Origin of the sequence: Kistimonas asteriae (assembly GCF_018263925.1) — a bacterium.
Lineage (GTDB): Bacteria > Pseudomonadota > Gammaproteobacteria > Pseudomonadales > Endozoicomonadaceae > Kistimonas > Kistimonas asteriae.
Window position 1 is genome coordinate 258,035 of record NZ_JAEVHF010000003.1, and the last position, 16,106, is coordinate 274,140.

A 16,106-nucleotide genomic window follows, 5' to 3' on the forward strand; every position below is an offset into this window, starting at 1 on the left:
AACCATGATGAGATACCTCTAGCAGTAAGCAGCCTCTATACGGTGTGTAATCATCTGACTTCCCAAGTCGATGAAGAGTGGCAAGCGTTTCGCCTGTGAAAGACCCTCATCGCCATAACAGGCAGCAATCAGCACCGCTGCTGCAACAGTATTACCAAACAACTGCACAGAGGGCTCCACCACAGCCCCTCCCTCAACAATACTACCACCACTATAGAAAACCGCCTGAGACAACCATCCAACGGGCGAATACGAACCGGCAATAGCCAAACCCTCACGATTGAGGCAACGACTCTCTTCCAGCCCATCGTTTAGCCAGCGGTTCACATTATCCACTACGCCCTTTTCTTCCTGATTACACTCAAATGCTATTTTCTCCATGCAGCCCAGCCCCCACAAAATAGCACCCTGACTATCCAGAGCATGGGCAACAATCTGTATACAGTCATTATAAAGCTGCCTCTGGCTCAGCAATCTCAAACTGGATAAAACATCTCTATGGCCAGTTAGGAGATTAATAGACTCATCTGTTATACCGATATCATTAATGACTGACGTTAAGTCTTTGATCCTGAGCCCACTATCACTCATCACATACAACCATGGATAATGACACTAGTTTATCCTTACGACTCCACCCTGATTGACCAGGTTGACCCCAGCTTTGATCTGGGTTTGTATTTTCCCGTTAACATCAACCAGCAAACCGGAAACGGACGCTTTGAATGATGCATCCAGCGTCATGGTTGCCGCCTTCGCCGTCATCTTTTTTGAATCAATATCAACTAAAGTGCCATTAATCGTGATTCCGGCTGGTGTGATTTCAATCGTGCTGTTTCCAGATTGGATAACGACTCCCTGCGGTGACTCTATCGTTGTTTTACCCTGTGCGTTCAACGCCGTTTCTCCAGCAGACTTTATAGAAACGGCGGCCTTTGAATCACACGTGTAATCGCTGCCCGTTTTCATCAGTGCCGACGCCTCAGTTTCATGGGTCATATCTTCTTTTGACTTGACCGTGAGTGTCTTTTCAATTTCCGTCAGTGATTCTCCAGTCACCGTCATGTGTGTATTATTTTTCACTTGGCACAACATATCTTTTTGAGCCTGTATGAAGAGTTCCTCACTGTCCTTCGTATCACAGACGCGAAAAATATGGCAGTCGTCTTCCTGGCCCTGTGGTGTAGAACGGGTTTTCAGTATCAGGGTATCAACCGCCACCTCGACAGGTTTATTAACGGCAGTATACAAAGAACCCGTGACAAACGGCTGATCCGGATCGCCATCAAAGAAGTCTATCACGACCTGATGCCCCACCCGGGGTAACACGCTACTACCATAACCGTCTCCAGCCAAAGCTTGCCTGACAGGCAACCAACACGGAAACTCCCCGTTCTTATCCCAGTGAAACAAGACCTGCACACGTCCGGTATCATCGGAATGAATTTCCTCGCCTTCCGGCCCCGTGACCGTTCCCTTCTGTACACCATCCATCACTTTTCTCGGTAGGGGATCACTTCTGAATACCGTCGAGACGGGAAAGCAACAGAAACTGTTTTCATAATGAATATCATTGATTAGCAAAGACTCAGAGGACGACGTCAAACGATGTTCCATTGCAAATAGAATATGTACACCGTTTTGTGCCTGATCTGGGTGGCCCTGCAAAGTAAACCGCAACCCTGCGTGTAAATAGGGTAGGCGACTGGTACAAACGGCAGAGTACCGGTCAAAACCGTGATTCTCCAGGCAGCGCGATACCGCCTGATTCAAGGTATCCTGGCTAACCTGGCGACTCTCCCAACGCATACTTGGTCCAATACCCATGCCATCCGGTGGTGTAACACAGCGGCTTACCATGGTTTCACCCCTGGTAGGATCATAACCTGTATATTCCCAGCTCCCACCAACAATATTATTCCGGATCAACCAGCTTTCCAGCGAGGGACCTTCGAGCATCTTATCGGATCTTCGCACACTGATTTTTTTTTGCGTTGCAGGACGGAAACTCTGATTAGCATTACCTACGACCATTTCGTGGCCATTTTCATCACAGACAAAATAAAAGTGGTAACCTTCCTCAAAAAGCAAACGCGTTACAAAATCATAATCGCTTTCCTGATACTGTATACATAAAGGTTTTATGGTATCGGGCTGTGAGAGAAGCGTTAGTTCATGTTCAAACATATATCCACTAATCACTTCCTCTATAATATCCCCCAAAGGGGCTTCTTGAAAAATACGAGAGCTAATGGTTTCCTTAAGCAGGTCAAGCCACGGAACAACGGTAATTTCCCAGCTATGCATGTCGGTATTAGGCTTGGAGGGCCGAGCATGCAGAGAGCGCACATAGCCATGACAGACCGTATAGACCTGCCTCTCCTGATCTTCATCACAAGAAAAAAGAAAACATCCCGTCTTTCCAATGACATCTTCACCTATGGCTTCATAAGAAAGAATGATTGCCTTTGCAATAAACGGCTGATTGATAGATTCTGAAACACTCAGCTCTACTGCAATATATTGCACCCCTGATGAATCCAGAAACCTTAGCGACCTCGAGGATGCGACCAATTCTGCCATATTTCGTTACTGCGCAAGATATTATCCGACTAATATAGCATAAGCTGAAACACCAACGGGTAACGATGATTATGAAGTCACAGCTGGCATCACTGCTTTCTTCTTTAACGGGCCATGACGTTTTATTAATAAAGAATATAAGCGACGATGATTACATAACATTTAATGAACTTCTGCTCAATGCTCAAGGTGCATTAAAGAACTGGAGAAATGAACCCGATGATGAAATGCTCGAAAGCCTGGAACAGGCTAACCAAGACAACTGGGTCACCTTGTTTGATTGGCTCGCCAGCCGCATACTGGATGATGACTGGAATCCTGAATGGCTTGGCTGGTTAATCTATTGCTCTCAATTCTCTCCATCCCCGTGGGAAAACCTGAATCAGGTCCTAAAACTCGCTGCATGCTGGCTGGATGAACAAACACACCACTCGAATAATGACACAGACGATGACTTCCAAAAAGCGATGACTAAACTGAATACGATAATAGGCGATTTTGGTGGTACGCCTTTACTGCATGAAACCCTTAACCTGTTACCTTTGCTGGCAGGGAAAAATCGCCCTCATATTGAAACATTAACCGTCGAAGAAAAGGCGGTATTAAAACGCAACCTATCCCCTCAGAGCAGCGCAGAAGCATCACAAATACGACAACACCTGACTGAATCAACAACACTGTTACAACAGATTGCCCAAACCAGTTCTGAGCCAGTCAACCTTGAAACATCGACATTGCAAAAATGGATGAGCCGAAGCATTTCAATCATCAATGAATACATCGGACAAGCACCTCAGGAAACGAGTATTGACAACAGCACGCCAAGCACAAAAGAGAGGGCAGACAATACACATCCTGCCCCGACTAATGCCATCAGCACTGATAATCATTTGATGCTCGCCAGTCGCAAGGATGCCATAAGGAATCTCACGCTCGCTTATCGCTACTTTATTACCTGTGAACCCTTAAGTCCTTTACCTTACCTACTTGAAAAAGCACTTCGCTGGTCTGATTACACCCTGCCAGAGTTATTAAATACTGAGCTTGAGGACGATCAGGAAACACTGGAGCGATTATGCTCTCAACTGGGACTCAGTGAGATCACCGAAACTGACAGACGCATTGATAATGAAGACGAAGAGGATGTGGATGATGAGACTGAAAATAGCACCCCGGAAGATTAGTGTTTCTGCTGTAAAGCTAACACTTTTTCCTTGATGGTCTGTTACTTTATGCACTGTACGCTGAAAGCAGTCCACATATTGAAATTCAGTGACAGTACACGTTCTACCCTTAAGTCAAAACCAGTCCGGTAATAATCATAACAAGTTCATACAACATATATTCATATACCCTGCTAAATACACGATCACCGACTATAGTTCTTCGAGCTTAAGGCAACGGTCTTGCTCTTCTTAAAAGCACTGCCATCTAGCAAGTAACGTTTACCGTTTGAGGTCAGATCTCAATGCCCCTTGATTCACAACATAAGCGTATACGTAAAAACCGGGTATCCATCACTTACGATGTTGAAACCTATGGCTCTATCGAAGCACGGGAACTACCTTTTATCATCGGAGTGATGGGTAACTTTTCGGGCATGCTTCCAGCTGATCAGCAAATCCCCCTTCATGAACGGCAATTCATCCAGATTGACCAGGACAATTTTGACACCGTAATGGCACGCCTGAAACCACAAATATCGATCAAGGTTGACAACACATTATCCAGTGATCCTGAAGATGAAACGCTATCCTGTGATCTCTCATTTAGAAGAATGAAAGATTTTGAACCTGACGAACTGGCAAAGCAGATACCCGATATCAAGGAAATGATAGACGCGCGTAATCAACTGTTAGTCTTACTCAGCAAGGCTGATCGTTCACGCGATCTTGAGCGGGGTCTCAAGGATGTACTGCAAAACAGCGATTTGATGGAAAAACTCAGTACTGAACTAGGCATTGAGTCTTAATGCCCCTCTGGGCGCGAGGCACTAAGAAAAGTTTCTTGTATAACGTTGAGATCAATACACAGTGATAGACGAATCCACCGAATCAGCCTCTGAAGAAGCAGAAGCAAGGCGAGAGGCTTCACTGCTGGACGAAATACTGGAAGCCAGTGAGGAAAGCGTACTGAAACAGCTGGTACTGGCTCGTGGACAATGTTCAGTCGAAGAATTGAAAGGCTTACTGGTTCGTATGTGCAAACAATACGCGGATGGGCAAATCCAATGGACCGAAAGTCTGTTGAAAACCATCAATACCGCCGTTGCCCAAATCGATAAAAGCATCAGCCAGCAAATGCGAAAAGTCATGAAAGCCCCCGAGCTTCATGACGTGGAGGGTCGCTGGCGTGGTTTGCAGTCTCTTGTTAAAAATTCTGAGCTAGGCTCCGATTTAAAGATTAAAGTCTTCAACATCAATAAAAACGATTGTTTTAAGCAGTTTCAGGAATCACCCACCATTGATAGAAGCCCTCTTTTCAATATTATTTACCACCATGAATACGGAACCGCCGGAGGCGAACCCTATGGCGTTCTGCTTACAGATTATACCTTCGGATACAAAGGGCAGGACGCAGCACTGATGCGGGCTCTCGCCGAAGTTGGGGCCGCGAGTCATATGCCTGTCATCGCCGCAGCCTCACCGGCTATGTTCGGTATACCCGATTTTCCAGCGTTTTCCGAAGGTCGGCCGGTGGCTCCCGGTTTCAATTCACCCACCTATAACAAATGGAATAATTTTAGAGCGACTGAAGACTCCCGCTATCTTGTGCTCACGCTGCCGCGAGTGATGGCTCGTGAACCTTACGGGAAAGACGCAAAACCCGTTGACACGTTTGATTTCGAGGAGTTTGAGGTTGACGCGAATGGAACGCCCATTTTCGAACCCAATACGGATTTCGTCTGGTGCAACGCCTGCTTCGCGCTCGGGCTCAAAATCTCTGAGTCATTTTCCCGCTTTGGCTGGTGCACCGCAATACGCGGTATGGAGAATGGTGGCAAGGTCGAAGATCTTCCCAACTACGTCTATAAAGCCCCTACTGGCGATCTTATTCAGCAATGCCCCACTGAGGTCAACATCACGGATGAACGTGAGAAAGAACTCAGCGACCTGGGTTTTCTGCCGTTGATTCATTACAAGACCACCTGTCATGCAACCTTCATCGGCGCACAGACCACACAGAAGCCGAAAGTCTATGAAAATCCGGATGCAACAGCCAACGCAGCCATATCTGCACGACTTCCCTACATGATGGCAGCAGGACGGATCGCGCATTATCTCAAAGTCATCGGCCGCGATCGAATTGGTTCCAACATTGAAGGCGCTGAACTCCAGCAAGAGCTCAGCACGTGGATTGGAAAGTATACCAATGCGGCTGCAGTGAGTAATGATGCCCGCGCAAAGTTCCCACTGAAAGAGTCATCCGTCAGGGTTGTCGAGCAGCGCGGCCGTCCGGGTTGCTACTCTGCCGTCGCCTATCTCCGCCCCTGGCTGCAACTGGAAGAGCTGACTGCCTCACTCAGGCTCGTCGCCAGTATTCCAAGTTAAGCATCGCATCATGAAAAACATCCACTATTTGAGAGCCCAGATACATCAGCTGGTCGTAGCGGCCGGTCAGGCAATAGATAGACAAATAGTGCGCGTTCGCCAGGATCAAGCCTTCTCAGAACTGCACACGGCCTGGTGCAATCTCTATTACCTCACGTCGATCATCAGCCCTGGAAGAAACTGCTTTATCCGGCTGCTGGATCTGACAATGCAAGAGCTGGTAGACGATATTAAACAGTCAGCAGCCTTACAATATACGGTTATTTATAACCTGGTCTATCACAGAGAGTTTGATACCCAGGGTGGTACCCCCTTTGGGCTGCTGGTCATTGACTTTCCAATCAATCTACTGGGAAAACGGACAAAAACACACCTGTACCTGTTATCCGCTATGGCACACATTGGGCAAGATGCATTATGCCCTGTCATATTTCCGCTGGATGAACAGTGGCTTGCCCCGGAGACTGATCGAATCGCCTTTCTGGAAGAACGTATACTTCGCATCTACAACAGCCTGCCTCTGGCAGATTACCGTGCACTACGCAAACAGCCACATAGCCTCTACTTGGGTCTTGTATGGCCTGGCGCCTACCTGATTCATAAAGATTCCCCATCGCGACGATATAAAATCTCTGGCGCCATCTGTCTGGCAGCCTGTGTCATCAAAGAGTTTGATCTATACAGTTGGTTCTCAGGCTTGCAGTGTTGGGGGGCTGAAGAGGAAGGCGGGGCCATCCTCCCAGCCCCCGAAGGCACAACAGTGCAGGCGACACTGCAGTTCTCCGAATCTCTCGACCAGCTTTACTCCAGGCTGGGTATCATGCTGTTATCCTCAACCTGGCTCGAAGGTTTACCCGGACTATTCACACAGACCCTGCTTCACCGTTTCCCAGACTATGAAAAACCCGGGCAGCAAGCGACAAAATCGGAAGAGCCGCTGCCGTGGCTCCTGATTGCATGCAGGGCTGCACATTACCTGAAAGTTATTTTGCGTGAAAATATTGGTCAGGTTCTTTTACCTGAAGACTGTCGTCAGATATTGGACAAGTGGATTCAGAAGTACTGCCTGACCTCTAAAACCATGACCCATGAGTCATTTGCCAAATTCCCTTTCAATAAAGCCAAGGTTCGCGTGGCCTACTCTCCCGTTGATGATTCACACATGACGGTCAGTCTGGATCTATCACCGAATCTGCCGCCCGGCATGATCGCAGAACCGTTAGCCCTGAAGGTGATGCATAAAAAGGGCGGCAGATAGGAGTTGAACGTGTTTGAACAATTTACGGATACCAGCGCCAACCGTGACCAAACGCAGTATGGTGTTATGACATCATTATCCAATCTGCTATCGAGCCGAGCGCCTCTTACACCGCCAGGTCTGGCGGAATGCCTGCCCTTGTTTCGCTATGGCATGCCCAGCCTCTTCACTCCGATCTGTGATATTGACAGTGTCTGCAGTGATCTCAAAGCCGCAATTCTGTACTTCGAACCACGCCTTGAAAAAGTCAGTATCACTGTTGACAGGCAGCCTGACAAAGCATTGTCTATCTCGATTGAAGGCTGGCTGACGATTGATCAACAAGCAACACCAATCAGGTACGTCCTCAAATAATGGCTAATCACAATTTCTGGCAGGCGCAGGCAGATGACCACAAGCTCAGGAATTACATTGAGCAGGAAGTTAACGCCTTACATCGTGAACTTGCTCAATTCGAGCAACGTCATCCTGACATCGCTAAAAAATTACAGTTACTGGGAGGACGCCCAAAAGACCCTGATATGACGCTAATGCTTGAAGGGATTGCACTACTCATGGCAAGACTTCAGCAACGTCTGGACAGCAATTACGACGCTATTGCCGAACAATTATTAAATATCATGGCGCAAGAGGTCACTGCCCCCTTGCCAGCCGCTGCAATCATAGAGCTTCTGCAACTGAAAAACCGAACCCATGTCAATTTGGATGCAGACAGTCAATTCATCGTTAATTCCGAGCATGAAGGCCAACAGGATTTCAGAACCCCATACACTATCAGCATCCCGCCGTGGCAGGTAGAGTCTGCCAACCTGAGTCGCGGCCCCTTTCCGCTGCCAACCACCATGACAGAAGGCGCCCGCGTCGGCCTCCAGATCGTGTGCTCAACTGAACTGAGCGGTCTGGCCATTCCCGCCATCGAACAGCAACAGCTGGATTTCTATATTAATCCACAAGCACCCTTATCCAACTTGCTCTTTGATCTCATGGCAGGCCCTGTAGAGCAAATACTGATAGGGGATGGCGACACCTATAGCGTTGTTGACTGCAAACAACTCCTACTGCCAGCATTTTCAGATCAACGAAGACTGCTCACCAGGGATGAGCGGCTATTTCCTGCCTTACAACTGCTCCGTGAATTCTTTGCCTACCCTGACTTTTTCCGGTTTCTTCGGCTTCCACTGCACAGTGTGAGTGAGCGATTGGCCTCCAGTCACCTGGTAATCTGGTTACTCTTTGAAGACTGTCCTGAGCCACTACTCAAACGCGTAACAGAAGATCATATCAAGCTGCGATGCCTGCCGATCATCAACCTTTATGAGCAGCTCATGGAACCGATCAATTTGAACGATGAGCACGTACAGTATCCATTGAAAAATAACCCTCGTTACCCTAACAGCCGTGTGTATCAGGTGCAGACCGTTGAGGATGTTACCGATCCGTCCAATATACGTGCTTTAACGCCGATATCAGATTGTGCCCGAGGTGATCAAAGTCCGGAGCTATATTGGAATTTTTTGCGAAAGTCATCGGATGATTCTTTGATATTCATGGATACCCGATCATTCAGAGCATCACAACACGGGCGCATCATTTCATCGCGCTGCCTGTGTTATGACATGTCGACGCACGAACTGCCGCCCTACACACCGATAAAACCGCTGTTTGACTGCCTTCCCGGGTCAACAGCACAGGTGCTTGTGCGTAGCTGGTCTGTGCGTGGGCTGGAAGACCGTCGGCCCGGGTGGCTTTTGCTGGGTTCGCTATTACTGAATCCACGTAATTTATTTTGCGGTGATAACATTGAAGAACGCCTGAGCAATATCATGGCACTCTTTTTTCGCCAAGACAGCGGTCTGGAATCAGCGATTATCAATGCGATCAAATCCATTGTCTGCGAGCAGGAAGTCTGTCCTATCAGTCATAATACCCAGCGCCATATGGTGAGCTTGGGATGCCGCTTTGAAATCAGGTTGAAAACCGCAACCTTTAACAACCTGCCGACCTTGCTGTTCCTGCGCTTTATTGAACAGTTACTGGCATACTGGCGACCGTTTGGCAATCATAGCCATTTTATCGCTGGCTTACACAATGAACGCGGTTGGCGTTGGGATTTTGGGCGACGAGTGGATGCATAAAACATGAGCTCAGCCAACAGCAAACCACCACTGAATGACTTCTGGTTATTCCGCCTGCGAAATTCACCCAAGGATTTTGAGTTTATTCAGGCTATACGCATACTGTCTGACTCACCCGTGTTCCAAGATAAGCTATCGCTAGCACCCTATTGTTCAGGCGAATACACACACGCCGAAATCGGTGATTTGAGTCACGCACATAATGCTTACAAGCTGACAGTATCAAAACCTGCACTCACGGGAACTCATGGTGTACTACCCCACAGTTTGAGGGATCTCGTTAGAAAAGTCATTTATGAAAATAGCAGCTATAGCCTTGAAGATTTCATCAACGTATTTAATAACCGATTACTGTGGTCCCAATACCATACCGATGCTGCACGTTATTTAGCACTCTACCTTGAAAGCAAGGTTCGACAGTCTTCCTTTGAAGAAACACCAGGCTTTAACTTTTCAGGCAATGTTTTTAATAACATAGACAACCTCGAGTATCATCCTTATGCGATCAGCCTGTGCATGAACACCAATTCATTGGCTGGGGCTGAAAAACTACTGTCCAATTATTTGAAATCGACTGTCACCATCGAGCGTGACAAGGGTAAACGCTGGCCAATTGACCACGATGCCTGTTGGAAAATAAGCAGTTCTAGTCGATCAAACGAATTCAAACTTGGACGGAATACCGTCATCGGTCGCCATGCCTGGCTACTTGGTGAAACAGTAAATATTATCCTGCACTATAAAAACAATATTCAATGGCAAAAACAACTGCGTTATACACCTCGATTCACAGAAAAAGTCGTTAACATCTCTCGTTCTATACTCCCCTTTCATTTTATACGCTACTTTATTGAAATACCTGCTACAGAATCCACTGCCATGATTTTATCTGCCAAAAGAAAAGTTTATCGCCTTGCTTACCATACGACGTATTATAAAAACAAAAAACAATACATGCGCATTTCATGGAAATAAATATTGATCAAAACCGCATAGTTGTTATTGGCCGTAACTTTGATTTGTATGATGTAATATGATGCGAACCTGAAAGACCTCCGTAGTATAATGTTTTTATATAATCATCCATACATCTACAAAAATTCCTTGTACTACCTCTCCCCTCTTTAGGAAGCATTCCAAGACCATAATTAGGATCAAATATACCATAGCGATTTTCTGTATGAACCAATGCTATAGCATGACCACCATCATGACCGTATATGCCAACGTGAAAATAATGATTCGGTTTATCACGAATAAAAAGCGCAGACCCATAAACCCCCCACTTGCTAGAACTCTGCTCACCCGTTTTATCAAACTTATTGGCAAGCGCCATTGCAGCCGCTTCGGCAATATTTTTGGCCAGACTCATATCCTCCCCATCAAGATTCGCATAGATCGACTCGTCATCAGTAGCTTTTCCTGTCGTTGTTATAGATGTAAGATGCTGCACGAACATATACCCCCTCACCTTCCCTTTCCCCTCTCCTGTAGAAAGTGCCGACACAAAAGATGGGAAATTAAAGTGTTTCTCTATCATAAATAATGAAAACCCCAGACACATACCATCCATGCCTGTAAAATTACTATTAACGACTGTCGACCTAAGTGAGCTTAATCTTTTGGCTCTGATTCCAGAAAATTCTGCCAAATAATCATTTTGGCAGAATTGACAAGATACACTACCACCGTATCCATTAATGATTGATGCAAACCTCTTATAGCTCATTGGGAACGCCTCACTTCACTTAAGCATTGACTAGCCGTAATAAAACATTAAATATACGCACTTCCACTCCCAAACACAGGTACATCAATAAAATCACCACCTACCCCTATAAGTTCTAATAATCGAGAATACGGTCTATCAACAAACAACGTTCTTCCTGGATAATAAAAATCACTATCCCCCATCATCATTAAATTATTCCTCTCATAAAAACTCTTTGATTCGCCGGCACTATTCAGAATCACACTATGGATATTATTAATCCTTGCTACATCAACAACACAGGCTAATAATTTAGTCCCAAGCCCTTTACCTTTCGCTTGCGGATCAACAGCTAAAAGCTTCACTTCTAGTATGCTTCCGGGTCCTGTCGGCGTAGGATAGAATTGGTTTTTTTTATTCTCTATGTGAGCCCCAAAATACACCATCCCTTCCAACTTTCTATTTTCCAATGATGTCATGAGAAGAATTCCACTCTTATCATCACTTGGTAGAGCGTTAAAACATTTTTGCATATCATAAATTTGACTTAGAACAAGATTAATTGCATCAACAAAGGGACAGTCCAGCATCGCCAATGTATACGTAATTCTAGCCACAAACTGTCCATCATAAGGACAATGCTCCAGCTGACAGCCACTGGATTTTATTTTGCAATAAAGATGACTTGAGATTTTCATTGATTTTGACACCGATACAAAAAACAATTCATAAAATTGTCACCACTTAAAATATACGCTCTATAAAATTAAACTGCGTCATCAGTGTCGGATCAAAAGGCAGTCGCTTTCTACTATTCCTATCCATGATTTCAAAAGAAATCGTCTGATCTCCTAGAGAGAAATAGGTACTCCCTATCGATGCCCCCCTATCCGAATAACGGAAATTCTCACTGAAAAATCTAAACCAGCTCCAATCCCCTGTAAAACTGGCATGAGACAATGGCGCTTCCTGAGAAAAGAATGTTGCCTCAACAAAACCTCCCTCGTTTGAAAAAACAATATCTTGCCAGATATTCGGGCCATGATCGTAACGGATCAAATTATTCTTATCCTGCACAGCGAAATGTGTCGCGGTTGGTGACATGGATATAATCCTGACCTGAAACGTATCCAGGGACGAGCCGTCACTTAAGAAAAAGCTTTGGTTGATCTGTTTCCCTACCCGGATCGTTTCAAGAAGTTGTCGCCTAACGGGCAATACCTTTCCGGGTATCAAGACTTTGAGCGTCTGATCATCAATAAAAGGCGCCAGATAGGTTTTAACAAACCCATCCAGTTGTCCGCCCGTCTGAAAAAATGCTGAAAACTGTTTAAAGTTAGCGTCTTTGGATGACGATCGAACCAATGGGTAGTGATTTTTCAAATAACGGGTATAGGGTAAAACAACACTTTCATCCCATTGCCTCTGTAGATACTGACCGCCAGTTTCAACGTAGTACCTCACCAGTTCATGACTGAGCTCCACCAGCCATCGTTTAATTTGCTCAGGCTGCGGATCAGCAAAACTCACAAGCGCATTTAAAGGGTGTCGGGACTCTACAATATCCACTAATTGGTTATACGCACATTTCTGCTTATCGTCGCACTGCTCGATCTGCATTATTTTCTGATACAAATCATTAATGATGCCCTGACATCTTCCCGAGAATTCAATAACTGAATCCCCCTGGATCAGACGATGATAAGGTTCAAACGCTTTTACCACCTCTTGCCGCCCAGACATATCCAGCGTCATATCAACACTGGTCTTCGACGCATCAGCGGTAGGCAAGGGCTCTGCCAACAATCGCGTATTCCGGTCAAGCATCTCAAGTATCCCTGCCAGGGACGAAAATTCCCACTGCGCCAGATTGGATGACGCTTCGCGAATAGTCGAAAAATTACGCAAGGGTTTTACATGGATGCAGCTCATGATGTGATTCCACTGCGAAATATACTCAAGCACATACCTGTGATGGAGTTCTCCACCCGATCCAACCATATAGTCAGAGGCCGCCCGGGTCTCAATCCCCTTGATATTATCAATATCACTGTAAATCTTCTTAAATAGCCTGGAATCAGGGGACATCAGGTTTTCATGCCAGGATTCCAGCGTGAAGAGTACTGGAATTTCACTTGGGCAGTCCTTTTGTTTCGCGCCCCCCAACTGGAAAACTTTACTAAAATTACTGCCTAACAACTTCGCCAATGGCACTGGGCGCATTAATTCCGGATCTGATTTCAACCGACGGTAAGCCAATTGACTATCACTCAATCCGGAAAGACTGTCCCTCGCCTGATTCAGCAGGGAGACATCCGGTAACTGTACCGCATAGTCTGACAGAGAAAGCAGATCACCGACCTGATCTGAAAGTCGGTATTCATTGATAACGGATAAGCCGTATTCTTCACTGACTACCGGCAAGAGCCCCTGAATCAATTCTCTTTTATGGAGTAGACCAGGATCATACAACATCTGATACAAGCGAAGTCGATCAAAAACAGATTGGATTTCAGCGTTTACAAGCTGCGCCTCCAACACTTGTGCAGCACTCTTGACGAGGTATGGGTATAACCGGTTTTTCAACTGCTCGTCATAGAAGTGATGAAATGTATTGGAAGAACTCCTGACAGCCCAATGCGCAATGAGAAACCGCATCGGCAGCTGTTCATACGTTTTATTCAATGTCTGCAATATTTGCAGCTGTTCGAGGGTAGATTCAAGCGTCTCCTCGCTACTGCCACGCGCCCTGATCCTCTCCGTGACATACGTATCCACGACGCGACTGGTTTCCGTGTTCAACTGTTCTAATCGATCAAGATTGAGATAACACCACCAAGCCACTCCGCCTACCAACAGGAACGCACCTGCCACAAAGGCACCTCCCCACATGCGATGAAAAAACTGTGCCGTACGATTAGCCCCGGCATATTGGGACATGGGCAAAAACACCTGGTGGAACAAACCACTGGCAAAAGCAGTGTCTGCCGCACATGGATGCGCTAACGCTGTAGACAACCCAAAATACTGGTGGCACCACTTCGCCAGAAGGCTGGTTACCGTATCTGTCTCTCCGGATGCAACGAGCAGGTAACCCCGCAGTTGCGGCCGCTGTTTCTCAAACGCATGGTCAAAATATTTAACAAGTTTTCCAAGCCAGGCACCCAGTTGTATGAACTCAAAAACCAGCGCAATGCTGTCATTACACAGGGCATCATCATAATCATTGCTGATGGCATGAATCTGCTTACAAAAGAGCTGCTGCATTTGTGATTGCCAGCTTTCTGTAAACCATTCACTGGCAGGCTTCTGTAATTCATCACGCCACGCCCCCCACGCCTTAGACCGTTCCTCACGACTGAAATTACGATTCAGGACCGTCTTGGAAAAGATCGTATCAATGCCCGCTGTCATGAAAAGTATGGGGAGTGACTGACCAATCCGCTCGCACAATCGAATAATATGCTGCGGTAGCTCTTTACCAAAAACCGCATTCTCCTGTAACACCGATGGCGATGTATCAATCAGAACACCACTGAACGTCCTGCTTTTTCGATAATGGTGAATCCTGCCCAGCAGCTCACTCAATAACGGATCCCTCTTGTCCAGGGACAGTAATTTATTGGACGGGCATATGAAGACTGTACGACCTTCTGTCCATATCTCAATCCAGTTGAGTACCTGGTCATTATCAGGGGGTAGCAATCGAAAACGCAGCGCCGCCATCATCGCATTCGATTCTTTAGGCTCTGCATGAATCACGTAGAACCATGGAAAGAAAGTCGTTTTTTCACGAATACTGGCCTGATAGGCCATCAACTGGCTCATGTATTCTGAGACCAGCTTTGCCGGTTCTGACAGTTGTCGGTACCGGGTGATAACCAGGAACAACAGACAGAGAAAGGCCACCAGGAAAACAATGACACCGGCACCGGTTATCCATGCTCCATAAACGGAATACCCCGACATCATCACAGCCATGCCTAATGCCGTAGCGATGATTCCGAGTATCAGAAACGCCAGTATGATAAAGACAAGCACTTTATTTCTTAGGGAAAAGAGCATGACGAATGTCCGTGGGGCTTACCGCCTTATAATCATCAAACAGCTGGTTAATACGCTGTGTCTCATCCTGTATTTCTGCACGCAAACGGTATTGCATCGAAACAGACCATAAACTTGCACCAATAACCATGGTGACAACACAGGCGCAGGCCACAATGGTCATCGGCCATTTTTTTATGTGCCAGCGGGTTTTAAACCGGGTACTCCGGTCATTGATATCGATAAAAACAAACGGTTGCTCGCGTAAATAGCGATTTCGGCCCAATTGCTTTTTGAGTTGCGAATAGAGTTCACTGATACGTTCCTTGCCACCGTGCCTGAATTGCCCCCTGAATCCCATCTTCATACAGAGGTAGGCAATCAGTAACAACGAAGGATTGGGCGTTGGGTGCTGCAGCCACTGCTCCAGCAACTCAAAACAGTGTACGCCGGCATCGCCCCGAAAGAACAATCGACTGCAGAGTGTTTCCTGTCTCCAGGCCGCCCCCCAGCGACTCATCATAATTTTTTCATCAATGGCAGCAGAGACCCACATACAGCCTATCGACGTCACATCATCAGGGTAAGACTTCTGCAACTTTATCGCTGTTTCGATTAGCTGCCCAAAAAGACTGTCAGGAACAGCGTCCTGATCACCGAGACGATTGATGTGACTGAGAACAGCGAGAAATGGGTATAACCGGTTAACCAGCGGATCTTTCAGGTCTACCCAGTCCAGAATCAACGGCACATCCTGACGGTGTTCCTTATCCGTTGCCGTATGGCCCAGTTCAGGATTCCCGTGTGCTTTGATATCAGGCATA

The 16,106-nt window shown here is 46.4% G+C and carries 13 protein-coding genes; 7 read left to right on the plus strand and 6 right to left on the minus strand.

Annotated features, from left to right (window positions below; translation table 11 throughout):
* Window positions 1-18: 18 nt before the first annotated feature.
* Both KHS78_RS22635 and KHS78_RS05560 read right to left on the minus strand, forming a co-directional pair.
* Window positions 19-591: a DUF6931 family protein gene (locus KHS78_RS22635; RefSeq protein WP_425513960.1), complete on the minus strand. Its 573-nt coding sequence runs from the start codon at window positions 589-591 to the stop codon at window positions 19-21.
* Window positions 592-615: 24 nt separating this feature from the next.
* Window positions 616-2,529: a type VI secretion system Vgr family protein gene (locus KHS78_RS05560; RefSeq protein ID WP_211825943.1), complete on the minus strand. Its 1,914-nt coding sequence runs from the start codon at window positions 2,527-2,529 to the stop codon at window positions 616-618.
* 125 nt (window positions 2,530-2,654) lie between these two features.
* On the opposite strand from KHS78_RS05560, the gene KHS78_RS05565 reads away from it, so the two are divergent.
* From KHS78_RS05565 to KHS78_RS05595, 7 genes are all read left to right on the plus strand, one after another.
* Complete coding sequence (locus KHS78_RS05565; RefSeq protein ID WP_211825945.1) at window positions 2,655-3,767, plus strand: hypothetical protein; 1,113 nt, start codon at window positions 2,655-2,657, stop codon at window positions 3,765-3,767.
* Window positions 3,768-4,051: 284 nt separating this feature from the next.
* On the plus strand, window positions 4,052-4,555 hold the full coding sequence (gene tssB / locus KHS78_RS05570; protein ID WP_211825949.1) for a type VI secretion system contractile sheath small subunit: 504 nt from the start codon (window positions 4,052-4,054) through the stop codon (window positions 4,553-4,555).
* A gap of 61 nt (window positions 4,556-4,616) precedes the next feature.
* Entirely contained in the window at window positions 4,617-6,134 is a 1,518-nt protein-coding gene (tssC, locus tag KHS78_RS05575) for a type VI secretion system contractile sheath large subunit (RefSeq protein WP_343216875.1), read from the plus strand.
* Between the two features lie 10 nt (window positions 6,135-6,144).
* Complete coding sequence (locus tag KHS78_RS05580) at window positions 6,145-7,392, plus strand: type VI secretion system contractile sheath domain-containing protein (RefSeq protein ID WP_211825950.1); 1,248 nt, start codon at window positions 6,145-6,147, stop codon at window positions 7,390-7,392.
* A gap of 9 nt (window positions 7,393-7,401) precedes the next feature.
* On the plus strand, window positions 7,402-7,746 hold the full coding sequence (locus KHS78_RS05585; protein WP_211825951.1) for a GPW/gp25 family protein: 345 nt from the start codon (window positions 7,402-7,404) through the stop codon (window positions 7,744-7,746).
* The gene (locus KHS78_RS05590) at window positions 7,746-9,527 is read left to right on the plus strand and encodes a type VI secretion system baseplate subunit TssF (protein ID WP_211825953.1); all 1,782 of its coding nucleotides are present in this window, start codon (window positions 7,746-7,748) and stop codon (window positions 9,525-9,527) included. Before KHS78_RS05585 ends, KHS78_RS05590 begins: the two co-directional genes overlap by 1 nt.
* A 3-nt stretch (window positions 9,528-9,530) precedes the next feature.
* A complete protein-coding gene (locus KHS78_RS05595; protein WP_211825959.1) occupies window positions 9,531-10,502 on the plus strand; it encodes a type VI secretion system baseplate subunit TssG in 972 nt (323 codons plus the stop codon).
* Window positions 10,503-10,509: 7 nt separating this feature from the next.
* Here KHS78_RS05595 and KHS78_RS05600 read toward each other — a convergent pair whose 3' ends face one another.
* From KHS78_RS05600 to KHS78_RS05615, 4 genes are all read right to left on the minus strand, one after another.
* Window positions 10,510-11,256: a YopT-type cysteine protease domain-containing protein gene (locus tag KHS78_RS05600; RefSeq protein ID WP_211825960.1), complete on the minus strand. Its 747-nt coding sequence runs from the start codon at window positions 11,254-11,256 to the stop codon at window positions 10,510-10,512.
* A 47-nt stretch (window positions 11,257-11,303) separates the two neighbouring features.
* Window positions 11,304-11,936, minus strand: coding sequence for a GNAT family N-acetyltransferase (locus KHS78_RS05605; RefSeq protein WP_211825961.1), 633 nt, complete (start codon window positions 11,934-11,936; stop codon window positions 11,304-11,306).
* 46 nt (window positions 11,937-11,982) lie between these two features.
* Window positions 11,983-15,066 carry an ImcF-related family protein gene (locus KHS78_RS05610; protein ID WP_211825962.1) on the minus strand — a complete coding sequence of 1,028 codons (3,084 nt, stop codon included), beginning with the start codon at window positions 15,064-15,066 and terminating at the stop codon, window positions 11,983-11,985.
* Between the two features lie 214 nt (window positions 15,067-15,280).
* A complete protein-coding gene (locus KHS78_RS05615) occupies window positions 15,281-16,105 on the minus strand; it encodes a DotU family type IV/VI secretion system protein (protein ID WP_211825963.1) in 825 nt (274 codons plus the stop codon).
* Window position 16,106: the final 1 nt, after the last annotated feature.